Genomic DNA, 25,340 nt, shown 5'->3' on the forward strand with positions numbered 1-25,340 from the left:
GCGATGGACGTTAGCGGTACTGGCCCGCGTACTTGAGCACCTTGTCGATGTTTTCCTTCGTGATGAAGCCCGGGCCCGAGCGGATGTTCTTCGGCCCGTACGACGGCTGCAGCCCGTAAGTCGAAAGCCGCGCCTGGAACTTCGGGTTCGCCTCGAGGATCTGGCGGATCTTCGCGGGATCGGCCGTCTTGTTCTGCTTGGCGATCGCGAGCACGGCGACCGGGATGTAGCCCTGCAGGTACGGCTGCTGGTCGATCGCGAACTTGATCGCGCCGCTCTGGATCGCCTTCGCGATGTCGTCGGAGAAATCGAACGTCGCGAAGAACAGCTTGTTCGCGAGGCCCATCTGCTGGACCGCCTTCAGCGTCGCCGCGGCGGGCACCGGGCCGAGCGTGAGGATCGCCTGCGTGTCCGGATGGTTGCGCAGATAGGCGCTCACCTTCGACTGGATTTCGGTCGGGTCCTGGCCGGAGTCGATCGTCGAGCGCTTGTAGTCGGCGCCGATCGCGTCCGCGAAGCCGCGGCAGCGGTCGAACGACACGCTGTTGGTCGCGATGTGGTTCACGCAGACGAAGCGCTTCACGCCCGCGGCCTTCGCCTTTTCGCCCGCCGCGCGGCCCGCGACGTACTCGGGCTGGCCGACGTGCATGATCGCGCCCAGTTGCGCGCTCTGCTCCTCGGTGCCGGAGTTGATCGTCACGAGCGGGATCTTCTTCGCGGCGACCTTCTTGATCGAGTTCTTCAGCACGTCGTAGTCGGCGATCGTCGTGATCACGCCGTCGTAGTCGCGCGCGGCCGATTGTTCGACCAGGCGCGCCATGTCGGCGATGTCGCCGTTCGGCGGATTGCGGTAGTCGGTCGTGACGTTGAAGTCCTCGTCCGCCTGCTTGATCGCGTTCTTGATCGTGTTCCACCACGAATCGGAATCCGGCGCGTGGCTGATCAGCACGAACCGGGCGTCCGCCGCGTGGGCGGCCGGGGCCGCGGCGAGCGCGCCCGCCGCGACGGCGATCGCGGCGACGCACGCGCGCAGGACGGCCTTGCCGGTGCAAAGTCTCATGTCTCCACCTTTCTCTGTGTGTCGTTATCGGGCGAACGCCGCTCGGGCCGCGTTCACGAGCAAGGTTAGGTCAACTCGCGGCCGATTGCAAAGAAAAGTTTATTAATTTTCTTGATGGAAAATTTGTTCCATTTTGCATCCGAAGTGCCTATACTCGGTTCACGACAAGACAAGGCGCCGGCTGCCTGTCGCGCCGCGCGCGATGCGCGGCGCGGAGCAGCGCCCGCCGGCCGGAACGGACATGGACGACACGACACAACCGGAGACGCCCGCCGTCGACGAGCTCCTGCAGCGGATCGCCGACGCGTACGACGCGCTGCCGCGCCAACTGAAGAGCATCGCCTCGTATATCGACGAGCACCGCTCGAGCGTGATGATGGATCGCACGGGCGACATCGCCGAGCGCTGCGGCGTGCATCCGTCCGCCGTCGTGCGCTTCGCGCAGCGCTTCGGCTTCTCCGGCTTCTCCGATCTGCAGGCCGTGTTCAAGGACGCGTACACGGGCCAGAACCCGAGCGTGCAGAGCTACCAGCAGCGAATCCGCAACCTGATCGACGGCAAGGCGGGCCCGATGACGGGCGGCGCGGTCGCGCGGCAGTTCATCGACGCGTCGCGCGCGGGGCTCGACGAGCTCGCGGCGGGCCTCGACGACGACCAGTTCGACGCGGCTGTCACGATGCTCGAGCGCGCCGAGAACATCTACGTGGTCGGCGTGCGCCGGTCGTTCCCGGTCGCGAGCTACATCGTATATGCGCTGCAGCACACGGCCAAGCGCGTGCACCTCGTGTCCGGCCTCGGCGGCATGTACCGCGAGCAGATCCGCAGCGTGAAGAAGGGCGACGTCGTGATCGCGATCAGCTTCGCGCCGTACGGCAAGGAAACGCAGTACTGCCTGCGCGCCGCGCGCCACAACCATGCGCAGACGCTCGTCATCACCGACAGCCGCCTGTCGCCGCTCGCGCGCGACGCGAGCGCCCATTTGCTCGTGAAGGAGGGCAGTGCGTTCGCGTTCCGCTCGCTGACAAGCACGATCTGCCTGTGCCAGGCGCTTTTCATCGCGCTCGCGTACCGGCTGGAATTGAACGTCGAGGAAGTCAAGGACACTGGAGGATACGATGACTAATGCAGCACGGACGATCGCAGCGCCGACGATCGACGTCGCCGTGTTCGGCGCGGGGCGGATCGGCCGCATCCACGCGGGCAATCTCGCGCGCCGGCCCGGCGTGCGCCTGAAGTACGTGGTCGACGTGAACCGCGACGCGGCGGCCGCGCTCGCCGCGCAGCACGGCGCGCGGGTTGCCGACGTCGACGGCGCGCTCGGCGACGCGTCGGTCGGCGCAACGGTGATCTGCTCGAGCACCGACACGCACGCCGACCTGATCGCGGGCTCCGCGCGCGCGGGCAAGCACGTGTTCTGCGAGAAGCCCGTGGACCTGACGCTCGCGCGGGCGCGCGCGTGCGAGGCGGCCGTCGCGCACGCGAACGTCGTCTGCATGATCGGCTTCCAGCGCCGCTTCGATCCGACCTTCGAGGCGGCGAAGCGCCGCATCGACGCGGGCGAGATCGGCACGCCGGAGATGCTCGTCGTGACGAGCCGCGATCCGGGCGCGCCGGGCGTCGATTACATCAGGCGCTCGGGCGGGATCTTCAAGGACATGCTGATCCACGATTTCGACATCTTCCGCTGGATCTTGGGCGACGACGCCGACACGCTGCACGCGACGGGCAGCTGCCTGACCGATCCGGCGATCGCCGACGCGGGCGACATCGATTCGACCGCGGTCACGATCCGCACGAAGCGCGGCCGGCTTTGCCAGATCAACACGTCGCGCCGCGCCGCGTACGGCTACGACCAGCGCTTCGAGGTGCTCGGCAGCGACGGGATGCTGCAGGCGGGCAACCTGCGGCCGACCGAGGTGACGGGTTATTCGGCGAAGGCGGTGTCGACCGATCTGCCCGAGGCGTTCTTCCTCGAACGCTATCGCGCCGCGTACGCGCGCGAGATCGAGCATTTCTTCGCGGCGGTGACGAACGGCGAGCCCGTGCGCACGACGGTCGCCGACGGCGTGAAGGCGCTCGAGCTCGCCGAGGCGGCGACGCTGTCGTGGCGCGAAGGGCGCGCCGTGAAGCTCGGCGAAACGGCGGCCTGAAGGAGCGGCGCGATGACAGTCAGCCACAGCGCCGCGCGCGTGCGCATCGGCATCGCGGGGCTCGGCCGGCTCGGCCGGCGCCATGCGGAGAACCTCGCGCGCCGCGTCGCGGGCGCTGAGCTCGCGGCCGCGTGCAGCCCTATCGCCGACGAATGCGCGTGGGCGCGCGACGCGCTCGGCGTGCCGCGCGTCTACGAGGATTTCGACGCGCTCGCGGCCGATCCGGGGCTCGATGCGCTGTGGCTCGTCACGCCGTCGGCGTTGCACGCGGACCAGATCGTCGCGGCGCTCGCCGCGGGCAAGCACGTGTTCTGCGAGAAGCCGCTGTCGCTCGATCTCGCCGAGTGCGAACGGGTGCTCGCCGAGGCGCGCGCGCGGCCGCATCTCGTCGCGACGATCGGCTTCATGCGCCGCTTCGATCCGAGCTACCGCGACGCTTACGCGCGCGTCGCGGCGGGCGCGATCGGCCGGCCGTTCCTCGTGCGCTCGCAGACCTGCGACCGGAACGATCCGGAAGGCTTCTTCGTGCGCTTCGCGCCGACCTCGGGCGGCATCTTCCTCGACTGCACGGTGCACGACATCGACGTCGCGCGGTGGCTGCTCGGCGCGCCGCGCGCGACGCGCGCGTACGCGGCGGGCGCGGTGGCGCTGCACGAGGGGCTGCGCGCGTGCGGCGACGTCGACAACGGCGTGGCGATCTGCGAGTTCGAAGGCGGCCGGCTCGCGATGTTCTACGCGTCGCGCACGATGGCGCACGGCAACGACACGCATTCGGAGGTGATCGGCACGGCGGGCGCGCTCGCGATCGGCCGCAACCCGCGCGCGAACCGCGTCGAGATCTACGACGCGGCGGGCATCCGCAACACCTGCACGCCGACATTCTTCGACCGTTTCGAAGAAGCGTTCCTGATCGAGGCGCAGGCGTTCGTCGCCGCGGTGCGGGGCGAGGGCGGCTCGGGCGGCGCAACGCTCGCGGATGCGCTCGAGGCGACGCGAATCGGCCATGCGTTGCGCGAGTCGCTGCAGACCGGGCGGGCGATCGAGCTGTAGCCCGGCGCGCGCGCCGCCGCCGTGCGCCGCGCGCATAGTCGCTCGTTCGCTCGTTCGCTCGCGCGCGGATGCGGATGGGGGCGCATGCGGTAGAATCTGTCGTTCCGACAGCGCCGCGACGGCGCGCCATTCGAAGGTCGAAAGCCGATGCTCATTCACAAGGAAGTGGACGCGCGCGGGCTCAATTGCCCGCTGCCGATCCTGCGCGCGAAGAAAGCGCTCGCCGATATGGAAAGCGGCCAGATTCTGAAGGTGCTCGCCACCGATCCCGGCTCGCAGCGCGACTTCGCCGCGTTCGCGAAACAGACGGGCAACGAGATCGTCGAATCGTCGACGACGCAGGACAAGACGTTCGTTTTCCTGATGCGCCGCCGCTGACGCGCGCGGCCGCGACGCCATGTCGTTCCGATGCCGCGCGGGCGTGCCCGGCGCGGCATTTTTCTTCGCGCTTCGTCGCACGTCGTCGCACGTCGTCGCACGTCGTCGCATGTCGTCGCGCGCCGGCCGAGCGAGCGCGGCTGGCGGCCGCCGGCGGGCCTCGGGCGGCGCATCCGTCTAACAATCCTTAAACCAAGTTTCGCCGCGCGGTGCCTATACTGCGCTGTCGAGTCTCGTCTGCGGAATCGTGCCGTGCGTACGGCGGCCGCGGCCGGGACGCATCGCGAAGGACATGCCCCGTGCGTGTCGTTGCGGCAAACAGGGGGAGGTCATGCTGTTCAGATCGGGAACGATTCGGATACCGTTCGAGCCGAACGGCAGGGCGCGCGAGCGGGGGCGGCCGATCCAGCGCGTCGAGCTCGATCCCGAGCATGACCGCCACGCGCGCGCGGCGCTGGAAGCGTACGCGGATTCGAGCGCGGCCGAGATGCCGTGGCTCGCCGAATGGATGCGCGAAGCGCTCGGCGGTCCGCAGCCAGACCTGACGCGCTGCGCGGCGACCGTCGAGCGCGTGTTCGACCTCGCGCAAGCGTGGGCAGCCGGTCAGCCAGACTACGCGGGCGCCGCCTGGGAGCACGTGCGGGCGAGTCTGCATGACGCATTGCAACACGTGCCGCGCGCGGTCGCACGTGACGCTCTCGAGACCGATCCGGTCTGACGGGCGTTTTCACCACCGCGCCCGCCGGGCACAAAGCCGGCGGCGCGGCGTGCGATCCGGTCGCCGTTGACATAATTACGCGGCGATACGCACATTTCTCCGGCCGTTTTCATACTACCATCATGAAAACGCCGATCAGGCGTGCCCCGTTTTTGAGATATGGGGCCATCGATCACATAGAATACCGGTACGCGCAGGCGCGCCGGACAACCTTCACCATTCGGCCGATAATGGCGAGTGATGCGAATCGGGGGCTCGTGCAGGCCTGCCCATCGCCGCCCGGCAGGCGTGGGTGCCCGAATGGATTTCGTTTTGCGGGGTGCTATGAGAATTGCTGTACTGGATGACGATCAGGCCCAGACGGATTTTGTCAGTCAGACGCTGACGGCCGCAGGCCATACGTGCTATGCGTTCAAGGAAGGCAAGGCGCTGAAGAAGCGGCTGCAGCGCGAGACGTTCGATTTGCTGGTGCTCGACTGGAACGTGCCGGACATGTCCGGCGAGGAAGTATTGAAGTGGGTGCGGGCGAACCAGGTCGAGCATCGCCTGCCGATCATCTTCATGACGAGCCGCGACGACGAGGCGGGCATCACGCAGATCCTGAACGCGGGCGCCGACGACTACGTCGTGAAGCCCGTGTCCGGCCCGATCCTGCGCGCGCGGATCGGTTCGCTGCTGCGCCGCGCGTATCCCGTCAACGCCGAGTCGTCGATCCGCGAGTTCGACAACTACAAGTTCGACGCGAACCTGAAGCAGGCATACGTCGGCGACAAGCCGGTGAGCCTCACGCAGAAGGAGTTCGAGCTCGCGCTGCTGTTGTTCCAGCACCTCGACCGACCGCTGTCGCGCGCGCACATTCTCGATCTCGTATGGAAGCAGGCCACCGACATTCCGTCGCGCACGATGGACACGCACATCTCGATGCTGCGCACGAAGCTCGGTCTGCGCCCGGAGAACGGCTATCGCCTCGCGCCGATCTACGGCTACGGCTATCGCCTCGAGCGCGTGATGCAGGGGGATGCCGAGTGAGTGCCAGCGGGATCGTGACGAAGTACGTGCTGACGGCGTGCTGCGCCGCGGCAGCGGCTCTCGCGGCGCAGCACGCCGCCGCGCAGCCGTCGAAGACGAAGAATCCGTCCGGGCAGACCGTCGACTACACGACGCGCAACGGCGACACGCTGTACGACGTCGCGGCCCGCTATCTGCAGGGCTCGGACGACTGGCCGCTCGTCGCGCAACTGAACGACGTGCCGGTGCCGAAGCACCTGCAACCGGGCATCGCGTTGAAGCTGCCCGCAGCGCGGCTGCGCAAGGAGCGGCTGTCGGCGCGCGTGATCGCCGCGCACGGGCCGGTCGAGAGCGCGGGGCGCGGCTCGACGCAGTTCTCGCCCGTCGCCGTCGACACGACGCTGACGGAAGGCGATCGCCTGCGCACGGGCGCGAACGCGTTCGTCACGCTCGAGCTCACGGACGGCACCCACCTGAGCCTGCCGCCCGACAGCCAGATCGACCTCGCGACGCTGCGCCGCACGGTGCTGACGGGCACGCTCGAGCGCGTGATCGATCTGCGCCGCGGCTCGGTCGACAGCGAAGTCACCCATCTGAAGAAGAAGGACGACCGCTTCCAGATCCGCTCGCCGTCGGTCGTCGCCGGCGTGCGCGGCACGCGCTTTCGCGTGAATTACGACAAGGACGGCCGCGCGTCGACGACGGTCGAAGTGCTCGACGGCACGGTCGGCGTCGCGCCGAGCGCGAAGCGCGCGACCGACACGCTCGTCCACGCGAACTTCGGCAACGTGACGAGCGCGAGCGGCGTCGTCGGCAGCCCGATCGAGCTGCTCGGCGCGCCGCAGCTCGTCAATCCGGCGAAGGTCCAGGACGACCCGCAGGTGGCGTTCGATCTCGTGCCGCTCGACGGCGCGCAGAACTACCATGTGCAGATCGCGCGCGACGCGGGCCTGTACGATCTCTTCAAGGAAGTGCGCGCGAACACGCCGCACGCCGCTTTCGCGGACGTGCCGGACGGCACCTATTTCGTCCGGATCTCGGCGATCGATTCGCACGGCCTCGAAGGCCAGCCGCGCATCTACGCGTTCGAGCGGCGGCGCTTCGGCGTCGATGTGTCGGCGGCGCCCGCCGACGGCGGCTACGCGTTCCGCTGGTCGACGACGGAAGGCGGCCCGGCCGCCGGCCCGACGCGCTTTCGCTTCGTGCTGTCGGGATCGAAGGACCTGAGCAACCCGATCGTCGACCAGGTCGACGCGCAGGGCGGGCGCATCGTCGTATCGAACCTGAAGCCGGGCGACTACTACTGGACCGTGATCGCGGAGCGCTACGAAGGCGGCCGTTTCTACGAGAAGGCCAGCGCGGTCAACGCGTTCACGATCGCGCGTTGATGGGCGGCGGATGAGATTCGACCGCACGCAACGGCGGCGGCTGCTCGGCCGCCGCTTTCTCGTCGAGTGGATCGCGATCGGCTGCCTCGGGGTCGCGGTGATCCTCGGGGGCGTCGCGGGCCGGATGACGGCGAGCGTCGACCGGATCATCTACGACCGCTTGCTGACGCTGCGCAAGGTGCCGATCGAGTCGAACATCGCGATCGTCGAGATCGACAATCGCAGCCTCGACACGCTCGGCCGCTGGCCGTGGCAGCGCAGCGTGCATGCGGAGTTCCTCGGCGCGCTCGCGAAGATGCATCCCGCGGCCGTCGTCTACGACGTGCTGTTTACCGAGCCTTCCGCCGACGACAAGGCGCTCGCGAAGTCGCTCGACCTCGCGCCGACGTTCCTGCCGGTGCTGCTGAGCTCCGAGGAGAGCGACGGCACGCGCACCGTCAATCTGCCCGTGCCGGTGCTCGCGGAGCACGTCGCGGGCGCGGGCCACATCAATCTCGAAGTCGACCCGGACGGCATCGTGCGCAGCGTCGCGCTGTTCGAGAGCGACGGCCGGCACCGCTGGCCGCAACTGATGGTGCCCGTGTTCCACGCGCTCGAGAGCGGCCAGCTGAAGCTCGCGCAGCCCGTGTCCGTCGCGCGGCGCGCGCACGACATCGCGCAGGACGACAACGGCGAGGCGCGCTATTTCATTCCGTTCAGCCGCGCGTCGCAGAACTATCCGGCGATCTCGTTCGTCGACGTGCTCGCGGGCCGCGTGAATCCCGAGCAGTTGCGCGGCAAGATCGTGATCGTCGGCGCGACCGCGTCGGGGCTCTACGACCGCTTCGCGACGCCGATCTCGGGCGAGTTCGGTCCGCTGCCCGGCGTCTACATCCATGCGAACGTGCTCGACACGCTGATGACGGGGCGCGCGATCTCGCCCGTTTCCGGCTGGCTCGTGTTCAGCGCGTCGCTGCTGCCGCTCGTCGTGCTGCTGGCCGGCTTCCTGATGCTGTCGCCGTGGCGCTCGCTGCTGCTCACGCTGAGCCTTGCCGCGCTCGCGGTCGCGTCGAGCGCGGCGCTCCTCTACGAGGCGCGGCTGTGGCTGTCGCCCGCGCCGGCGATCTTCGGGCTGATCGCGGCCTACCCGATCTGGAACTGGCGGCGCCTCGAGATGACGATGTCGTACCTGCGCTACGAACTGCAGCGGCTCGCCGACGAGCCGCACCTGCTGCCCGAGGCGCCGCGCGAGGGCAGCGAATTCGGCGGCGACGTGCTCGAGCGGCAGATGGCGCTGATGGCGCAGGCCGCGCAGCGCGTGCAGGACATGAAGCGCTTCGTCTGGGACAGCCTCGACAGCATGCCGGAGCCCGTCGTCGTCACCGATCTCGCGGGCACGGTGCTGATCGCGAACCACGCGGCGAAGCGCTACTGCGCGCGCCTGAACGCGCCGGCGCCGGAAGGGCGGCCGCTGCGCGTCGCGTTCGGCGAGCTGTCGTTCACGAAGACGGTCGACGGCAACGCCGAGCAGGACGTCGAGCTTCGCGCGCACTGGCCCGCCGCGCTCGATCCGACGCGCGACTACGCGAACGACGTGATGGAGCGCGGCATCGAAGTTCGCGACCTGAGCGGCCTCGATCATCTGTTACGCTACGCGCCGTGCACGAACGCGCAGGGCAGCGTGACGGGCTGGATCGCGAGCCTCGTCGACGTGACCGCGCTGCACGCGGCCGAGCGGCAGCGCGAGGAGGCGCTGCATCTGCTGTCGCACGACATGCGCTCGCCGCAGTCGTCGATCCTCGCGCTCGTCGAGATCGAGCGGCAGCGGGCCGAATCCGAGCACACGCGCGGGCTGCTCGGGCGGATCGAGCGCTACGCGCAGCGCGCGCTGATGCTCGCCGACGAGTTCGTGCAGCTCGCGCGCGCGGAGTCGCAGACGTATCAGCTCGAGGCGGTGAGCTTCGCCGATCTGCTGATCGACGCGAGCGACGAAGTGTGGCCGCAGGCGCAGGCGAAGCGGATTCGCATCGACACGTCGCTTGGCGACGAGCCGTGCTGGATCGGCGCCGACCGCTCGCTGATGACCCGCGCGCTCGTGAATCTGTTGAACAATGCGGTTAAATACAGCCCGACGGACACGGTGATCACGTGTACGCTATCGGTCGAGCCGGGCACGAAGCGCATGCATTGCACGATCCGCGATCAGGGCTACGGCATTTCGCCGGAGGATCAGCGGCATCTGTTCGAGCGCTTCAAGCGGTTTCACACGAACGAGCGGCCGGAAGTCGCCGGGTCCGGGCTCGGGATGGCGTTCGTCAAGACCGTGGTCGTGCGCCATGGCGGCTGCGTCGGCGTGGACAGCACGCTGGGCGTGGGCACGGCGATCACGGTGTCGCTGCCGACGCTCGACGAGCCGTCAGCGTGACGCCGGCAGGATTCGATCGTCCGGCGCGGGTGGGGCCCGCGCACGAGCGAATGGCTAGGACGGGGGCGAACAGCGATATGGGAGAAGCTATGAAAATCTTGTGGGCGGGGGCGGCGCTGGCGGTGGCGTTGTTGTCCGGATGCGCGTCGGTGACGACGGGCGTCAGCGCATCGGGCGCACCCGATGCGCTCGCGGGCGCGCGGACCTACGATTTCGCGCGCACGGCCGCGCAGGCCGACAACGCCGACTACGGGCAAGTGGAGGCGCTCGTGCGCCGCGAGCTCGCGCAGCGCGGCTTCGACGAAGCGGCCGACGCGCAGGCGCGCTACCGCGTGTCGATCGCCTATGCGACGCAGCCGGCGTCCGTCGCGCTGACGATGCCGGGCTGCGGCGGCGCGCAGCAGCCGGCGTGCGTCGCGGTCGACGGGCCCGCGCCGTTCGGGCTGCCGTTCGCGGGCACGGTCTACCGGCACGTGCTGACGCTGCGCTTCGTCGAGCGCAGTAGCGGCCGCGACGCGTATCGCGTGTCGGCGGCCGTGCAGGACCGTCGCCCCGATGCGCTGCAGGCGGCGCCCGTGCTCGTGCGCAGCGCGCTTGCGCGCGTGCCGTTTGCGGACGGAAATGGGTGGCTCGTGGAAACGAAGAAGGCCGACGCGAGCGCGCTTCCCGGCGTCGTATCGGTGAAGCCCGCCCGCTCGAACTGAGCGGCAGCGGGGCGCGCGGCGCGTGAAGCGCGGCGACGGCGCACGTGGCCGCCCGCCGCGCCTGACTGGGGTTACGGCTGCCGGGTTTCGCTGCGCGAGCGCAGATAGGCTTCGAACTCGGTCTTCACCTCGGGGTGACGGAGCGCGAACTCGACCGTCGCCTTCAGATAGCCGAGCTTGCTGCCGCAATCGAAGCGGGTGCCGCGATACTTGTACGCGAGCACCTGCTCGTCCGCGAGAAGCGCCTGGATCGCGTCCGTCAGCTGCAGCTCGCCGCCCGCGCCGGGCTTGAGCGCGCGCAGATGATCGAAGATCCGCGGCTTCAGCACGTAGCGGCCGACGACGCCGAGATTGGACGGCGCGACTTCGGGCGCGGGCTTCTCGACGATCGCCGACATCTTGATGATCGAGTCTTCCCATTCCTTGCCGTCGACGATCCCGTAGGACTTCGTGTCCTCGGGCGGGATCTCCTCGACGCCGATCACCGAGCTGTGATAGTGGTCGAACACGTCGACCATCTGCTTCATCACGGGCGGCTCGCCGTCGAGCAGGTCGTCGGCGAGGATCACCGCGAACGGGTTGTCCGCGACGAGCTTCTCCGCGCACAGCACCGCGTGGCCGAGGCCGAGCGCTTCGGGCTGGCGCACGTAGAAGCAATCGACGTGGCTCGGCTTGATGTTGCGCACGAGGTCGAGCAGCTTTTCCTTGCCGCGCGCCTCGAGCTCCGCTTCGATCTCATACGACTTGTCGAAATGGTCCTCGATTGCGCGCTTGCTGCGGCCCGTCACGAAGATCATCTCGGTGATGCCCGCTGCAATCGCTTCTTCCACCGCGTACTGGATCAACGGTTTGTCGACGACGGGCAGCATTTCCTTCGGGCTCGCCTTGGTGGCGGGCAGGAACCGCGTGCCCAGGCCCGCGACCGGGAAGACCGCCTTGGTGACTTTCAACATGATTGAACCCTTGCTCCTCGTATCGATTCGGTCGAATCGAATGGTGATTGCAGCATTATAGTGAACGCAAGATTCCTTACGGATTGTTACGCCGGCAGCCGGGCGAGCTGCGCGCCGAGTTTCGTCAACGTATTCTGAAACTCCGCGAGCCGCTTTTGCTCCTGTTCGACCACTGCGGGCGGCGCTTTCGCGACGAACGCCTCGTTGCCGAGCTTCGCGTTGCACTTCACGACTTCGCCTTCGAGGCGCGCGATCTCCTTCGACAGGCGCTCGCGTTCCGCCGCGATGTCGATCTCGACCTTCAGCACCAGCTTGTTGTCGCCGACGATCGCGATCGGCGCGCCGTGCGCGTCCGCGTCGAGCGCCGCTTCGCTTGCGAGCACGCGCACTTCGGACAGGCGCGCGAGCGCCTGCACGTACGGTGCGAACGCCTGCAACTGCGCGGCGTCGCCGGCCGCGAGGAGCGGCACTTTGGTGGCCGGAGACAAGTTCATCTCGCCACGCAGATTACGACATGCATCGACCACCGCCTTCAGTTCGGCCGCCCACTGTTCGGCCGCCTCGTCGAGCTTCTTCGGCTCGGCGATCGGATACGCCTGCACCATCAGCGACGCTTCGCCTGGCGCGGTGCCCGCCGGATGGCGGCCGGCGAGCGGCGCGACCTTCTGCCAAAGCGCCTCGGTGATGAACGGGATGATCGGGTGCGCGAGACGCAGCACCGTCTCGAGCACGCGCAAAAGCGTGCGGCGCGTCGCGCGCTGCTGCTCGGGCGTGCCGTTCTGGATCTGCACCTTCGCGAGCTCGAGATACCAGTCGCAGTACTCGTCCCAGACGAACTTGTAGATCGCGTTCGCGATGTTGTCGAAGCGGTAGTCGGCGAAGCCCTTCGCGATGTCCGCCTCGACGCGCTGCAGCAGCGATACGATCCAGCGGTCGGCCGCGGAGAAGTCGAGATAGCCGCCCGGGCCGCAGTCGCCCGCGCCGCAGGTTTGCGGCTTGTCGAAGCCGCAGTCGTGGCCTTCGCAGTTCATCAGCACGAAGCGCGTCGCGTTCCATAGCTTGTTGCAGAAGTTGCGATAGCCTTCGCAGCGCGCGAGATCGAAGTTCACGTTGCGCCCGAGCGTCGCCATCGACGCCATCGTGAAGCGCAGCGCGTCGGCGCCGAACGCGGGGATGCCTTCCGGGAATTCCTTGCGCGTCTTTTTCTCGATCGTGGCGGCCTGCTTCGGATTCATCAGGCCCGTCGTGCGTTTCGCGACGAGCGCGTCGAGCGCGATGCCGTCGACGATGTCGATCGGGTCGAGCGTGTTGCCCTTGCTCTTCGACATCTTCTGGCCCTCGGCGTCGCGCACGAGGCCGTGCACGTACACCGTGTCGAACGGCACCTTGCCGGTGAAGTGCGTCGTCATCATCACCATCCGGGCGACCCAGAAGAAGATGATGTCGAAGCCCGTCACGAGCACCGACGACGGCAGGAAGTGCTTCAGTTCCGGCGTGTCGTTCGGCCAGCCGAGCGACGAGAACGGCACGAGCGCCGACGAGAACCACGTGTCGAGCACGTCGTCGTCGCGCTCGAGCGCGCCCGTGTAGCCCTTCGCGGCGGCCTGCGCGCGCGCGTCGTCCTCGCTGCGCGCGACGAAGATCTCGCCGTTCTCGCCGTACCACGCGGGAATCTGATGGCCCCACCACAGCTGGCGCGAGATGCACCAGTCCTGGATGTTCTCGAGCCACTGGTAGTAGGTGCTCGTCCAGTTCTCCGGCACGAACTTGATCTGGCCGCCGCGCACGACGTCGAGCGACACCTCGGTGATCGACTTGCCCGGATGGAACGTGCCTTCCGGCGCGGGCTTGGTCATCGCGACGAACCACTGATCGGTGAGCATCGGCTCGATCACGACGCCCGTGCGGTCGCCGCGCGGCACCATCAGCTTGTGCGGCTTCACCGATTCGAGCAGGCCTTGCGCGTCGAGCTCGTCGACGATCGCGCGGCGCGCGTCGAAGCGGTCGAGGCCGCGGTAGGGTGCGGGCGCGTTGTCGTTGATCTTCGCGTCGAGCGTGAGGATCTCGATCGGCTCGAGCTTGTGGCGCAGGCCGACCTGGTAGTCGTTGAAGTCGTGCGCGGGCGTGACTTTCACGACGCCCGTGCCGAATTCGCGGTCGACGTAGTCGTCGGCGATGATCGGAATCTCGCGCCCGCAAAGCGGCAGCTTCACGTGCTGGCCGATCAGGTGCCGGTAGCGCTCGTCTTCCGGATGGACCATCACCGCGACGTCGCCGAGCATCGTCTCGGGGCGCGTCGTCGCGACGGTCAGGTGGCCCGAGCCGTGCGCGAGCGGGTACCGGATGTGCCACAGATGGCCGTTTTCCTCTTCGCTCGCGACTTCGAGATCGGACACGGCGGTGAGCAGCACGGGGTCCCAGTTGACGAGGCGCTTGCCGCGATAGATGAGACCTTGTTCGTAGAGGCGCACGAACACTTCGCGCACGACGTCGGACATCTTGTCGTTCATCGTGAAGTATTCGCGCGACCAGTCGGGCGACGCGCCGATCCGGCGAACCTGCCGCGTGATCGTCGAGCCGGATTGCTCCTTCCATTCCCATACGCGCTCGACGAACTTCTCGCGGCCGAGATCGTGGCGCGACACGCCTTGCGCGTCGAGCTGGCGCTCGACGACGATCTGCGTCGCGATGCCGGCATGGTCGGTGCCGGGCACCCACAGCGTGTTGTGGCCGAGCATCCGGTGGTAGCGCACGAGCCCGTCCATGATAGTCTGATTGAACGCGTGGCCCATGTGCAGCGTGCCCGTCACGTTGGGCGGCGGCAACTGGATCGAGAAATCAGGCCGGCTCGGGTCGAGCGCAGGGGTGGCATAGCCGCGCTTTTCCCATTCCGGCCCCCATTGGGATTCGATGGTGTGGGGCTCGAAACTCTTCGCAAGCGTGGTGTCGCTCATGGTAGGAAATTCGCCGAAAGATGGGGTGATTGATGCGGAAACCATCAATTATAAATGGATGCGCATCCGCCGGGCGGCGCGGGCCGCGCGCGATTTATAATGTCGGGCCCGCGTCCACCCGCTCGACCGCTTTTTCTCCATGCCCGATCTGCTCGCGAACCTGAACCCCGAACAACTCGCCGCCGTTACGCTGCCCAACGAGCCGGCGCTGATCCTCGCCGGGGCGGGCAGCGGCAAGACCCGCGTGCTCATCACGCGGATCGCGTGGCTGATCCAGCAGGGCTATGCGTCGCCGCCCACCGTGCTCGCCGTCACGTTCACGAACAAGGCCGCGCGCGAGATGATGGCGCGCCTGTCCGCGATGATGCCGATCGACACGCGCGGCATGTGGATCGGCACGTTCCACGGCCTTTGCAACCGAATGCTGCGCACGCACTGGCGCGACGCCGGTCTGCCGCAGACTTTCCAGATCCTTGATACCGCCGACCAGTTGTCCGCGATCAAGCGGCTGATGAAGGCGGCGAACGTCGACGACGAGAAGTATCCGCCGAAGAACGTCCAGTACTTCATCAACAACGCGAAGGAGCAGGGGCTGCGCCCGGACAAGGTCGACGCGACCGACCACTTCAACCGCAAGTTCGTCGAGCTGTATCAGGCGTACGAGCAGCAGTGCCAGCGCGAGGGCGTCGTCGATTTCCCCGAGCTGCTCTTGCGCTGCTACGAGCTGCTCGCGCACAACCCGCCGTTGCGCGCGCATTATCAGGCGCGCTTCAAGCACATCCTCGTCGACGAGTTCCAGGACACGAACAAGCTGCAGTACGCGTGGCTCAAGCTCCTCGCGGGCGGCCAAAACGCGATCTTCGCGGTCGGCGACGACGACCAGTCGATCTACGCGTTCCGCGGCGCGAACGTCGGCAACATGCGCGACTTCGAGCACGAGTTCCGCGTGCGCAACCTGATCAAGCTCGAGCAGAACTACCGGTCGCACGGCAACATCCTCGACGCGGCGAACCATCTGATCGCGAACAACGCGCACCGGCTCGGCAAGAACCTGCGCACCGACGCGGGCCACGGCGAGCCGGTGCGCGTCTACGAAGCGGCCACCGACGCGCAGGAAGCGGCGTGGATCGTCGAGGAGATCCGCTCGCTCGTGAACTCGGGGCTCGCGCGCAGCGAGGTCGCGGTGCTGTACCGGAGCAACGCGCAGTCGCGTTCGATCGAGCACACGCTGATGACGGCGGGCATCCCGTATCGCGTGTACGGCGGCCTGCGCTTCTTCGAGCGCAAGGAAGTGAAGCACGCGCTCGCATATCTGCGGCTCATCGACAATCCGAACGACGACACCGCGTTCGCGCGCGTCGTCAATTTTCCGACGCGCGGGATCGGCGCGCGCTCGATCGAGCAGCTCGCCGACGCCGCGCGCCTGTACGACTGCGCGATGGCGGCCGCGATCCCGTACGTGGCGGGCAAGGCGGGCTCGAGCCTTTCCGCGTTCGCGAACCTGATCGCGAAGATGCGCGCCGAAACGGCGCAGATGAGCCTGCCCGAGACGGTCGAGTACGTCGTTCGCGCGAGCGGCCTCGCCGATTTCTATCAAGGCGAGCGCGAAGGGCAGGATCGCCTCGAGAACTTGCAGGAACTGGTGAACGCGGCCACCGCGTTCGTCTCCGAGGAAGGCTACGGGCTCGACACGCCCGCCCGCTCGATTCCGCTGCACGCCCGCGCGAGCGCGGCGCCCGAGCTCGCCGCGGGCGACGCCGATCCGTCCGACGCGGTGCTCGCGCCCGCGAATCTCGCCGATCCCGCGCAGAACCCCGATGCGATGACGCCGCTCGCGGGCTTTCTGTCGCACGCGTCGCTCGAGGCGGGCGACAATCAGGCGCAGGCGGGCCAGGACGCGGTGCAACTGATGACGGTTCACGCGGCGAAGGGGCTCGAGTTCACCGCGGTGTTCATCACCGGGCTCGAAGAGGGGCTTTTCCCGCACGAAAACAGCGCGATCGAATCCGACGGCCTCGAGGAAGAGCGCCGGCTGATGTACGTCGCGATCACGCGCGCGAAGGAGCGCCTCTACCTGTCGTTCGCGCAGAGCCGGATGCTGCACGGCCAGACCCGCTACAACATCCGCTCGCGCTTCTTCGACGAGCTGCCGCAGCACGTGCTCAAGTGGCTTACGCCGAAGGTCGAGGCGGGCGCCCGCTGGGGCGGCCGATCGGACAACGCCGGCTGGGGGCGCGACTGGTTCGGGCGGCCGGGCGGGGGCGCGCGAGAGAGCGTCGTCGACGCGGCGGTGTCCGCGCCGCTGCCCGCGTTCGCGAACCAGCAGCGCGAGGCCGAGAACGGCTTGCGGATCGGTCAGCAGGTGTTCCACACGAAATTCGGCGAAGGCACCGTGACGGCGCTCGAAGGCAGCGGCACCGACGCGAAGGCGCAAGTCAAATTCAAGCGGCACGGCGAGAAGTGGCTCGCGCTCGCGGTCGCGAAACTGCAGGCGGTCGAATGAATCAGCAGACGTTTTCGAGCCGGCCGCTCGGCATTCTCGCCGCGCTGCCCGAGGAGCTGGGCGACCTCGTCGCCGCGATGCGCGACGAGGGGCCTGTCGACACGGTCACGCTCGGCCAGCGCGATTACCACGCCGGCGTCGCGTACGGCGTGCGATGCGTCGTCACGCTCGCGCGGATCGGCAAGGTCGCGGCCGCCGCGACGGCGAGCGCGCTCATTCATCGCTTCGACGTGCGCGCGGTCGTGTTCACGGGCGTCGCGGGCGGCGTCGCGAGCGACGTGAGCGTCGGCGACGTCGTCGTCGCGGATGCGCTGTTGCAGCACGATCTCGACGCGTCGCCGCTCTTTCCGCGCTTCGAGGTGCCGCTGCTCGGGCGCACGCGCTTTTCCGCGGACGCCGCGCTCGCGTCGCAGTTGAAGGCCGCGTGCGCGCGCTTCGTCGAGGACGAGGGCGGAGCGCTGAACGCGCGCTTCCGGCTGCGCGGCGCGCGCGTGCGCGAGGGGCTCATCGTCAGCGGCGACCGCTTCGTGTCGAGCGAGCGCGAAGTGACCGCGTTGCGCGACGCGCTGCCGGACGCCCTGGCCGTGGAGATGGAAGGCGCGGCCCTCGCGCAGGTATGCCACGAGTACGGCGTGCCGTGCGCGATCGTCCGGACGATTTCCGACACCGCCGACGATCACGCGAGCGCGTCGTTCACGACGTTCCTGACCGATATCGCCGGCACGTATTCGTCGGGCATTCTGAAGCGGTTTCTCGCCGCGCACGCGAAGGCGGCCTGATTCGAAGGCGAAGGCGGCGCGCCGCTACTTGGCGCTGCTCGCCGCTGCTCGCCGCGAGGCGGCGGCTCGGTCTACCCGCGCGAGCAGCGGGGGTAGGGCGATGTCGGGCCGCTCGCGGCGGCGCTTTTTCGTCGCGTATGGGGCGCCGCGCGGCGGTCGTTTCGACTCGACCCGACCCGACCCGACTCGATCCGACTCGATCCGACTCGATCCGACTCGATCGGCGTCGGCCGCCGCTGCCGCAACGCAGGTTTCGCAACGCTCGGTTGAATTGGCGCGTGAATCGCACATCATCCGCCGAGCCGAGCCGAGCCGAGCCGAGCCGAGCCGAGCCCAGAGGTGTGCGCGAATCGACGTGGATTCGACGCCGATTCGCCGCCGACCGACTCAGACGACTCAGACGACTCAGACGACTCAGACGACTCAGACGACTCAGACGACTCAGACGACTCAGACGACCGCGCGCCGCCAACTTGGCGGCCGTCGCTCCGCGCGCACCTTCGCAACCGCCCGCCGATCGCCTCCGTCGCGGGCGATTTCCCTAGTCGGGCCGATCCGTCAGGCCGCCTGCTTCCCGAGCTTCCCCTTGCTTTCGAGATTCGGCAGGAACACCGTCAGCACGCCGATGAGCGGCAGGAACGAGCAAACCTTGTAGACGAACGCGATGTTCGTCGCGTCGGCGAGCTGGCCGAGCACCGCCGCGCCGACGCCGCCGAGGCCGAACGACAGGCCGAAGAAGAGGCCCGCGACCGTGCCGACCTTGCCCGGAATCAGCTCCTGCCCGTAGACGATGATCGCCGCGAACGCCGATGCGAGCACGACGCCGATCACGATGGTGAGCACCGTCGTCCAGAAGAGATTCGCGTACGGCAGCAGCAGCGTGAACGGCGCGACGCCGAGGATCGACGTCCAGATCACGTACTTGCGCCCGATCCGGTCGCCGATCGGCCCGCCGACGATCGTGCCCGCCGCGACGGCCGCGAGGAACACGAACAGATGGATCTGCGCGGCCTGCACCGACAGATGGAACTTGTCGATCAGATAGAACGTGAAATAGCTGTTGATGCTCGCGAGATAGAAGTACTTCGAGAACACGAGCAGCACGAGCACGCCGAGCGCGAGCATGACCTGCCGGCGCGACAGCGTCGGATGCGCGATGCGCGCGGCCTTCTTCTTCGCGGCCGGATGGCGCTGATACCAGCGGCCGATCTGCACGAGCACCAGAATCGCGACGAGCGCCGCGACGGAGAACCATGCGATGCTGCGCTGGCCGTGCGGGATCACGATCAGCGCGGCGAGGAGCGGCCCGAGCGACGAGCCGGCGTTGCCGCCGACCTGGAACAGCGACTGCGCGAGCCCGTGCTGGCCGCCCGACGCCATGCGCGCGACACGCGACGATTCGGGGTGAAACACCGACGAGCCGCAGCCGACAAGCGCCGCCGCGACGAGCAGGAGCGGGAACGTCGGCGCGAACGACATCAGCAGCAGGCCCGTGAGCGTGAAGCCCATGCCGACGGGCAGCGAGTACGGCTGCGGACGCCTGTCGGTATAGAGGCCGATCACCGGCTGCAGGAGCGACGCGGTGATCTGGTAAGTGAGCGTGATGAGGCCGATCTGCGCGAACGACAGCGCGAATTCCGACTTCAGCATCGGATAGATCGCGAGGATCAGCGACTGGATCATGTCGTTGAGCAGATGCGAGAAGCTGATCGCGCCGAGCACCGGATAGATGGTGCGCGAGGCGGTGGTCGGTGCGGGCGGCGCGGCGGGGCGGGCAACGGACGGGCGGTTGTCGAGGCTGGTTTCCATAGGAATGCGAGTGTCTCGGAAGGGGCGCTGCGTGCTTGAAAGGGCACGACACTGTTTTTCTTTGATGCGTCAACGAAGTCTAAAGTGGCGAGTCGGCAATGTCCGGCCAACTTTTGTCGCGAATCGGACAATTCTGACGCCTACTGTTGCGTGATTTTGCGCGTCTGCGCGTGTTTAGCGTTTGCGCCGCCGCCCGCCGTGCGTCGTGCGTGAAACGGCGGGTTTCACCCCACTCAAGAAAAAAAAGCGCCTGCCGTAGATTCCGGCGAGACGTACCGCGCGAGCGCCGACGGTCATGCCGAAACCGCCTTTTCGGCTGCAGCATCAGAACGGGGACCCATCAATGAAAGGAGTATCGCTGCACGGCAAGCAATTCCTGCCCGACGGCCCGGCCGGGAGCCCGAGGCGCGCGCCCGGGCCCGGCAGGCCGCGTCGCGCGCGCCGCGCGTGGTCGGTGAAGGCGACGCTGCGCGCGGCGTTCGCCGTGCTGCTCGCGGGCACGCTCGCCGTCGGCCTGTTCTCGCTCGCGCAGATCAGCCGGCTCAACAGCTCGATCAAGTCGGTGTACGAGCAGGGGCACGTCGCGAGTCGCGCGGCCGAGGAAGTGCGCGCGTCGGTGCTGCGCGCGAGCCGTGCGCAGAAGATGCTGATCACCGCGACGACCGCGAAGGAGCGCGACGAGCTCGGCGCGGACATCGACAAGGGGCTCGCCGCGATCGGCAACGATCTCGCGACGCTGCAGCGGCACGCGGACGGCGCGGCCGACGCCGCCGCGCGGCTCAAGGCGTTCGGCACGGCCGTCGCCGCGTGGAGCGGGCATCTGCGCGACTTCGTGAAGCTCGTGCGCGAGCAGCCGCTCGACCTGTCGCAGATGAGCTGGCAGGTCGGCTCGCAGGACGTATCGCTGCTCGTCGAGACGGGCAAGCTCGAGAAGCTCGTCGACGCGCTCGTCGACGCGCGCGGCGACGCGTCGAAGGCGACCCTCGACGCGTCGGGCGCGATCTATCGCGAGTCGTTCGCGATGCTCGCCGCGATGACGGCCGCGCTCGTCGTGCTCGCGTTCGCGATCGCCGCGTGGGTCGTGCGCAGGCTCGGCGCGCAGCTGGGCGGCGAGCCCGCGTATGCGAAGGAGATCGCGGTCAGCATCTCGCGCGGCGATTTGTCGAACGCGATCCGGCTCGACACGCGCGATCGCGACAGCATGCTGCACGCGCTGCGCGACATGCAGGAGGGCTTGGCCGGCACCGTGCGCGAGATTTCGGCGAGCGCCGAGGCGATCGCGTCGGCGGCGGGCGAGATCGCGATGGGCAATCTCGATCTGTCTCAGCGCACCGAGCAGCAGGCGGTCGCGCTCGAACGCACCGCGACGAGCGTGGGGCAACTGACGTCGACCGTCCACCAGAACGCGGAGAACGCGCGGCAGGCGAGCGCGCTTGCGGCGAACGCTTCGTCGGTCGCCGAGGAGGGCGGCACGGTCGTCGGCCGAGTGGTCGTGACGATGAACGAAATCGACGAGAGCGCGAAGAGCATCCGCGACATCATCGGCGTGATCGAGAGCATCGCGTTCCAGACCAACATTCTCGCGCTGAACGCGGCCGTCGAGGCGGCGCGCGCGGGCGAGGAAGGGCGCGGATTCTCGGTCGTCGCGAGCGAAGTGCGCTCGCTTGCGCAGCGCTCGGCGACGGCCGCGAAAGAGATCAAGGCGCTGATCGGCGCGTCGGTCGAGCGGGTCGCGAACGGCGCGGTGCTCGCGCAGGACGCCGGGCGCACGATGGACGAGGTCGTGCGCGCGGTGAAGCGCGTGACCGACATCATGGGCGAGATCTCGGCCGCGTCGAACGAGCAGAGCGCGGGCATCGACGCGATCGAGCGCGCGGTCACGCAGATGGATGCGGGCACGCAGCAGAACGCGGCGCTCGTCGAGGAGGCGGCCGCGGCCGCGCGCTCGCTCGACGAGCAGGCGCAGATGCTCAAGGCGATGGTCGGGCGCTTCCATTTGCCCGCGCACGCGGTGGGTTGAGCGGCGCGCGTTTCGGCGGGCGCGCCGTTTCGCGCGCGCTTGCGCGTGGCTTGCTCCGGCTTACGGTTTACGGCTGGCTACTTGCCGGCTCACGGCTCACGGCTCACGGCTCACGGCTCACGACTCACGGCTCACGACTTACGACTCACGACTCACGACTTACGACTTACGCTTGCCGCCGTCGTCCGGCTCGACGATCACCGTGCACGTCGTGCCCGCCGACAGCACGAGATCCTTCGGCACCTCGTCGATATGGATGCGCACCGGCACGCGCTGCGCGAGCCGCACCCAGTTGAACGTCGGGTTCACGTCGGCGACGAGATCACGGCTTTGCGGATTGTCGCGGTCGTAGATGCCGCGCGAGATGCTCTCGACGTGGCCCTTCAGCACGCCGCCGCTCATCAGCCGCATCTGCGCCTTCGCGCCGATCTTCACGCGCGGCAGCTTCGTTTCCTCGAAGTAGCCGTACACCCAGAACGAATGGCTGTCGACGATCGCGAGCTTCGCCTGGCCGGCGCTCGCGTAGTCGCCCCTGAACACGCTCAGGTTCGTGACGTAGCCGTCGACGGGCGCGACAACGCGCGTGCGCTCGAGATTGAGCTTCGCGGCGTCGAGCGCGGCGAGCGCCTGCTGGTATTGCGCCTCGGCGCTCGACGCGGTCTGCGCCGAGTTCTCGCGGCTTTCCTTCGACACGACGAGCGCGTCGAGGTCCGCGCGGCGCGCGGCGTCGGCGCGGCGCATCTGCAGCTCGGCGCGGCGGGCGGCGACGGCCGCCTGCGCCTGCTCCACCGCGATCTGATAGTGCGACGGATCGATCTGCATGATCAGGTCGCCCTTCTTCACGAGCTGGTTGTCGCGCACCGGCAGCTCGACGACCGCGCCCGACACGTCCGGCGCGACGTTGACGATCTCCGCGCGCACGCGGCCGTCGCGGGTCCAGGGCTCGTCCATGTAATGGACCCACAGGGTGCGCCCGATCAGGATCGCGACGATCAGGATGGCGGCTGTCGCGACGAAGCCGAAGAGTTTTCGCAAGAGCATGGTTCGACTCATATCAACGGTAGACGGCGAGGCTGAGCCCGCCGCAAATGCAGACGAGCAGGCTCGCCCGGAACAGCGACGGGTGCCAGACGACGCGATAGAGGCCCGTGTACGCGAGCAGGCGGTCGATCAGCCAGGTCGCGAACGCGCCGATGACGAACATCAGCACGACGGTCGGCACGTAGGCGTCGAGGATCGCGAGGTCGCGCGGCATCATGGTGAAACTCCTTGTCGGTCGGGCGGCACGCGCGCGCCGTTGAGCGCGGCGAGCGGCGATTCGGGATCGAGCAGCGCGGTGCGCACGAAATGCAGGTGCGACAGGATTCGCTGCATCTGGTGGCGTTCCTCGCGCGGCGGCGCGAACGTGACGAGCGCCTGCTGGGTCGCCGCGATCGCGTCGACGGCGGCGGCGAGCGCCGCGTCGAAGCGCGCGGGCGCCGGCTTGCCGAACAGCGCGGCGAGCGCGTCGCGCGCCGCCTCGATCGCGCGCCGCCACGGCATCGTCGCCGCGTAACGCGGATCGCGCGGCAGCGTCGCGATCTCGTGGCGCAGGTCGATCACCGCGTTGCCGGTCTCGAGCACCGCGAACATCCAGCGCAACGCGTCGCGCTGCGCGTCGGGCTGATCGGCCGACAATCCGTGCGCCTGGAACATCAGGTCGCGCGCGCCGCTCTCGAAGCGCGTGCGCAACCCCGGCAGACGCGCGTGGCATGCGGCGACCGCCTGATGGCGCAGATCGGCGAACAGGCGCTTCTTGAGCCACGGCGCGCTCGGCGGGAACAGCACCGCGAACGCGATCGCCGACACGATCATCGACAGCAGCAGCGCGAGCGCGTCGTTCATGAAGCCGGCGGGATCGTAGTGCGTGACGTTCTCGGGGCCGGCGAGCGTGCAGAAGAAAATCAGGTAGCCCGCGCCGCAGCCCGCGTACTTCGGCCTGAGCGACATGAACACGCCGGGCGCGAGAAACGGCGCGAGCGCCGCGCACAGCAGCACGAAGCCGTCGATGTGCGGATAGACGCCGAACATCAGCACGAAACCCGTGACGACCGCGAACGCGGTGCCGAGCGCCATCTGCGCGGCCATCTTGGTCGGTTGCGGCGACGACGACGCGAGCGCGCACACGGCCGCCGCGTTCAGCACGAGCATCACGCCGCTCGGCCACGCGCTGTAGATCCAGAACACGCTCAGCAGCAGCATCACGCTCGCCGTGCGGATGCCCGCGATCAGCGCGGCCGTCGCGTTGGTGCGCGGCTCGTAGCGCTCGATCCAGCGCTCGCGCTCGTGCGTGCTCGCGGCGAGCGACGCGTAGGTGGCCGCGTACGCGTGCAGATCGGTGATGAAGCGGTACAGCAGCTCGGACGCGGTGTCGAAGTCGAGGAGCGGGAAGCCGGGCTGCGTCTCGTGCTCGGCGCGCGTCGCGCGGATGCGGCGCGGCAGCGCGTCGCGATACGCGAGCAACTGCTCGGCGGCGTACGCGGCGTCGGCTGAGGTGCGCACGTACTCGCCGTCCTTCGACAAGAGCGGCGCGATCTCGCGGAAGTACGGCTCGAGCGCGTCGACTGCCTGCGCGCTCGTCGCGTGCAGCCGGTTCATCAGCTGATGCAGCGCGTGGAAGCGGCTCGACGCGGTCATGAACTCGCTGTTCAGGCGCGACAGCCGGCCGCTGCGCATCCGCGTGTCCGGATTCTCGAACACGGCCATGCTGCGCGCGGCCTCGAAGCCGACCACGTCCGCGACGAAGCGCGTGTGGACGCTCTCGATCTTCGAGCGGTCGAGCGTGCCGGCGAGCGCGGACGCGACGTAGTCGACGAACGCGCCGAAGCGCCGGCGCACCGTCGTGCGCATCTGCTCGCCCGTGTACTGCGGGAAGATCAGCGCGCTCACGATGCCCGCGGACAGGATGCCGACCGATATCTCGGACACCCGCGTCATCGCGGTCATGAACGCGCCGCCGGGGTTCTGCGACGCGGGCAGGCCGATCAGCGCGGCCGTGTAGCCGGCGAGCAGGAAGCCGTAGCTGCGGAAATTGCGGTTGCGCGCGGCGCCCGCCGTGCATACGGCAACCCACAGCGCGACCGCGAGCAGGAACAGCACCGGCTGCTGCGGGAACAGGCCGACGAGCGCGAGCGTCGCGCTCAGGCCGACGAAGGTGCCGATGAGCCGGTAGAAGCTCTTCGCGAACACCGCGCCGCTTTGCGGTTGCATCACGATGAAGACGGTCGTCATCGCGGTCTTCGGCGCGGGCAGGTCGAGCACCATCGATACGCCGAGCGCGAGAAACGCGGCGGCGAGCGCCTTCGCGAGATAGAGCCACGCGGCGCCGTCGGTGCGCGCCCAGTCGCTCATCGACGCGACGAGCGCGGCGCCGGCCGATCGCGGCGGCGGGGCGGAAGCGGGAGGGGCGGCTGACATGATCGG

Annotated in this window: 19 protein-coding genes; 12 read left to right on the forward strand and 7 right to left on the reverse strand. The window is 68.4% G+C overall.

Annotation, left to right across the window (positions count from 1 at the left end):
- Window positions 1-10 precede the first annotated feature (10 nt).
- Complete coding sequence (locus WS91_RS12345; RefSeq protein ID WP_038751306.1) at window positions 11-1,060, reverse strand: sugar ABC transporter substrate-binding protein; 1,050 nt, start codon at window positions 1,058-1,060, stop codon at window positions 11-13.
- 241 nt (window positions 1,061-1,301) lie between these two features.
- Here WS91_RS12345 and WS91_RS12350 point away from each other — a divergent pair, with 241 nt between their 5' ends.
- The 9 genes from WS91_RS12350 (at window position 1,302) to WS91_RS12390 (ending at window position 10,860) form a co-directional block, all read left to right on the forward strand.
- Window positions 1,302-2,183 (forward strand): MurR/RpiR family transcriptional regulator, encoded by an 882-nt coding sequence (locus WS91_RS12350; protein ID WP_038751425.1) that lies wholly within the window; start codon window positions 1,302-1,304, stop codon window positions 2,181-2,183.
- Window positions 2,176-3,210 carry an inositol 2-dehydrogenase gene (gene iolG / locus WS91_RS12355; RefSeq protein ID WP_038751304.1) on the forward strand — a complete coding sequence of 345 codons (1,035 nt, stop codon included), beginning with the start codon at window positions 2,176-2,178 and terminating at the stop codon, window positions 3,208-3,210. Before WS91_RS12350 ends, iolG begins: the two co-directional genes overlap by 8 nt.
- 12 nt (window positions 3,211-3,222) lie before the next feature.
- Window positions 3,223-4,260, forward strand: a complete 1,038-nt coding sequence (locus WS91_RS12360) for a Gfo/Idh/MocA family oxidoreductase (protein WP_059583083.1) — start codon at window positions 3,223-3,225, stop codon at window positions 4,258-4,260.
- A gap of 147 nt (window positions 4,261-4,407) precedes the next feature.
- Window positions 4,408-4,638 (forward strand): sulfurtransferase TusA family protein, encoded by a 231-nt coding sequence (locus tag WS91_RS12365; RefSeq protein ID WP_004193727.1) that lies wholly within the window; start codon window positions 4,408-4,410, stop codon window positions 4,636-4,638.
- A gap of 331 nt (window positions 4,639-4,969) precedes the next feature.
- Window positions 4,970-5,356 carry a hypothetical protein gene (locus WS91_RS12370; RefSeq protein ID WP_038751300.1) on the forward strand — a complete coding sequence of 129 codons (387 nt, stop codon included), beginning with the start codon at window positions 4,970-4,972 and terminating at the stop codon, window positions 5,354-5,356.
- Between the two features lie 324 nt (window positions 5,357-5,680).
- Complete coding sequence (locus WS91_RS12375; protein ID WP_004193573.1) at window positions 5,681-6,385, forward strand: response regulator transcription factor; 705 nt, start codon at window positions 5,681-5,683, stop codon at window positions 6,383-6,385.
- Entirely contained in the window at window positions 6,382-7,752 is a 1,371-nt protein-coding gene (locus tag WS91_RS12380) for a FecR domain-containing protein (protein ID WP_059583086.1), read from the forward strand. Before WS91_RS12375 ends, WS91_RS12380 begins: the two co-directional genes overlap by 4 nt.
- Before the next feature lie 10 nt (window positions 7,753-7,762).
- Window positions 7,763-10,156 (forward strand): CHASE2 domain-containing protein, encoded by a 2,394-nt coding sequence (locus WS91_RS12385; protein WP_059670351.1) that lies wholly within the window; start codon window positions 7,763-7,765, stop codon window positions 10,154-10,156.
- 89 nt (window positions 10,157-10,245) lie between these two features.
- The gene (locus WS91_RS12390) at window positions 10,246-10,860 is read left to right on the forward strand and encodes a DUF4136 domain-containing protein (RefSeq protein WP_038751295.1); all 615 of its coding nucleotides are present in this window, start codon (window positions 10,246-10,248) and stop codon (window positions 10,858-10,860) included.
- Window positions 10,861-10,931: 71 nt separating this feature from the next.
- On the opposite strand, the gene galU is transcribed toward WS91_RS12390, so the two are convergent.
- Window positions 10,932-11,813 (reverse strand): UTP--glucose-1-phosphate uridylyltransferase GalU, encoded by an 882-nt coding sequence (galU, locus tag WS91_RS12395; RefSeq protein ID WP_038751293.1) that lies wholly within the window; start codon window positions 11,811-11,813, stop codon window positions 10,932-10,934.
- An 86-nt stretch (window positions 11,814-11,899) separates the two neighbouring features.
- Window positions 11,900-14,767, reverse strand: a complete 2,868-nt coding sequence (locus WS91_RS12400; protein WP_059670352.1) for a valine--tRNA ligase — start codon at window positions 14,765-14,767, stop codon at window positions 11,900-11,902.
- A 139-nt stretch (window positions 14,768-14,906) separates the two neighbouring features.
- On the opposite strand from WS91_RS12400, the gene WS91_RS12405 reads away from it, so the two are divergent.
- Both WS91_RS12405 and WS91_RS12410 read left to right on the forward strand, forming a co-directional pair.
- The gene (locus WS91_RS12405) at window positions 14,907-17,270 is read left to right on the forward strand and encodes a UvrD-helicase domain-containing protein (RefSeq protein ID WP_059670353.1); all 2,364 of its coding nucleotides are present in this window, start codon (window positions 14,907-14,909) and stop codon (window positions 17,268-17,270) included.
- Window positions 17,267-18,049 (forward strand): 5'-methylthioadenosine/adenosylhomocysteine nucleosidase, encoded by a 783-nt coding sequence (locus WS91_RS12410; RefSeq protein ID WP_038751287.1) that lies wholly within the window; start codon window positions 17,267-17,269, stop codon window positions 18,047-18,049. Before WS91_RS12405 ends, WS91_RS12410 begins: the two co-directional genes overlap by 4 nt.
- 558 nt (window positions 18,050-18,607) lie before the next feature.
- Here WS91_RS12410 and WS91_RS12415 read toward each other — a convergent pair.
- On the reverse strand, window positions 18,608-19,858 hold the full coding sequence (locus tag WS91_RS12415) for an MFS transporter (protein ID WP_038751285.1): 1,251 nt from the start codon (window positions 19,856-19,858) through the stop codon (window positions 18,608-18,610).
- A gap of 343 nt (window positions 19,859-20,201) precedes the next feature.
- On the opposite strand from WS91_RS12415, the gene WS91_RS12420 reads away from it, so the two are divergent.
- Entirely contained in the window at window positions 20,202-21,878 is a 1,677-nt protein-coding gene (locus WS91_RS12420) for a methyl-accepting chemotaxis protein (protein ID WP_059670354.1), read from the forward strand.
- A gap of 159 nt (window positions 21,879-22,037) precedes the next feature.
- On the opposite strand, the gene WS91_RS12425 is transcribed toward WS91_RS12420, so the two are convergent.
- Genes WS91_RS12425 through WS91_RS12435 form a run of 3 tightly spaced genes read right to left on the reverse strand, consistent with a single transcriptional unit; the run spans window position 22,038 to window position 25,334 of the window.
- Window positions 22,038-22,919, reverse strand: coding sequence for an efflux RND transporter periplasmic adaptor subunit (locus WS91_RS12425; RefSeq protein ID WP_038751281.1), 882 nt, complete (start codon window positions 22,917-22,919; stop codon window positions 22,038-22,040).
- Window positions 22,920-22,932: 13 nt separating this feature from the next.
- Window positions 22,933-23,136 carry a DUF1656 domain-containing protein gene (locus WS91_RS12430; protein WP_004191885.1) on the reverse strand — a complete coding sequence of 68 codons (204 nt, stop codon included), beginning with the start codon at window positions 23,134-23,136 and terminating at the stop codon, window positions 22,933-22,935.
- Window positions 23,133-25,334, reverse strand: a complete 2,202-nt coding sequence (locus WS91_RS12435) for an FUSC family protein (protein WP_059670355.1) — start codon at window positions 25,332-25,334, stop codon at window positions 23,133-23,135. The genes WS91_RS12430 and WS91_RS12435 overlap by 4 nt, the downstream gene beginning before the upstream one ends.
- Window positions 25,335-25,340 lie beyond the last annotated feature (6 nt).

The organism is Burkholderia sp. MSMB1498, from assembly GCF_001526245.1.
Classification (GTDB): Bacteria; Pseudomonadota; Gammaproteobacteria; order Burkholderiales; family Burkholderiaceae; genus Burkholderia; species Burkholderia savannae.

What these genes read in the sequence shown, in the direction of transcription:
- WS91_RS12435 (WP_059670355.1), bottom strand. Translation starts at nt 25,334, where the DNA reads ATGTCAGCCGCCCCTCCCGCTTCCGCCCCGCCGCCGCGATCGGCCGGC.
- iolG (WP_038751304.1), top strand. Translation starts at nt 2,176, where the DNA reads ATGACTAATGCAGCACGGACGATCGCAGCGCCGACGATCGACGTCGCC.
- WS91_RS12420 (WP_059670354.1), top strand. Translation starts at nt 20,202, where the DNA reads ATGAAAGGAGTATCGCTGCACGGCAAGCAATTCCTGCCCGACGGCCCG.
- WS91_RS12430 (WP_004191885.1), bottom strand. Translation starts at nt 23,136, where the DNA reads ATGATGCCGCGCGACCTCGCGATCCTCGACGCCTACGTGCCGACCGTC.
- WS91_RS12400 (WP_059670352.1), bottom strand. Translation starts at nt 14,767, where the DNA reads ATGAGCGACACCACGCTTGCGAAGAGTTTCGAGCCCCACACCATCGAA.
- WS91_RS12415 (WP_038751285.1), bottom strand. Translation starts at nt 19,858, where the DNA reads ATGGAAACCAGCCTCGACAACCGCCCGTCCGTTGCCCGCCCCGCCGCG.
- WS91_RS12365 (WP_004193727.1), top strand. Translation starts at nt 4,408, where the DNA reads ATGCTCATTCACAAGGAAGTGGACGCGCGCGGGCTCAATTGCCCGCTG.
- WS91_RS12350 (WP_038751425.1), top strand. Translation starts at nt 1,302, where the DNA reads ATGGACGACACGACACAACCGGAGACGCCCGCCGTCGACGAGCTCCTG.
- WS91_RS12425 (WP_038751281.1), bottom strand. Translation starts at nt 22,919, where the DNA reads ATGCTCTTGCGAAAACTCTTCGGCTTCGTCGCGACAGCCGCCATCCTG.
- WS91_RS12390 (WP_038751295.1), top strand. Translation starts at nt 10,246, where the DNA reads ATGAAAATCTTGTGGGCGGGGGCGGCGCTGGCGGTGGCGTTGTTGTCC.
- WS91_RS12345 (WP_038751306.1), bottom strand. Translation starts at nt 1,060, where the DNA reads ATGAGACTTTGCACCGGCAAGGCCGTCCTGCGCGCGTGCGTCGCCGCG.
- WS91_RS12370 (WP_038751300.1), top strand. Translation starts at nt 4,970, where the DNA reads ATGCTGTTCAGATCGGGAACGATTCGGATACCGTTCGAGCCGAACGGC.
- WS91_RS12385 (WP_059670351.1), top strand. Translation starts at nt 7,763, where the DNA reads ATGAGATTCGACCGCACGCAACGGCGGCGGCTGCTCGGCCGCCGCTTT.
- WS91_RS12375 (WP_004193573.1), top strand. Translation starts at nt 5,681, where the DNA reads ATGAGAATTGCTGTACTGGATGACGATCAGGCCCAGACGGATTTTGTC.
- WS91_RS12410 (WP_038751287.1), top strand. Translation starts at nt 17,267, where the DNA reads ATGAATCAGCAGACGTTTTCGAGCCGGCCGCTCGGCATTCTCGCCGCG.
- WS91_RS12405 (WP_059670353.1), top strand. Translation starts at nt 14,907, where the DNA reads ATGCCCGATCTGCTCGCGAACCTGAACCCCGAACAACTCGCCGCCGTT.
- galU (WP_038751293.1), bottom strand. Translation starts at nt 11,813, where the DNA reads ATGTTGAAAGTCACCAAGGCGGTCTTCCCGGTCGCGGGCCTGGGCACG.
- WS91_RS12360 (WP_059583083.1), top strand. Translation starts at nt 3,223, where the DNA reads ATGACAGTCAGCCACAGCGCCGCGCGCGTGCGCATCGGCATCGCGGGG.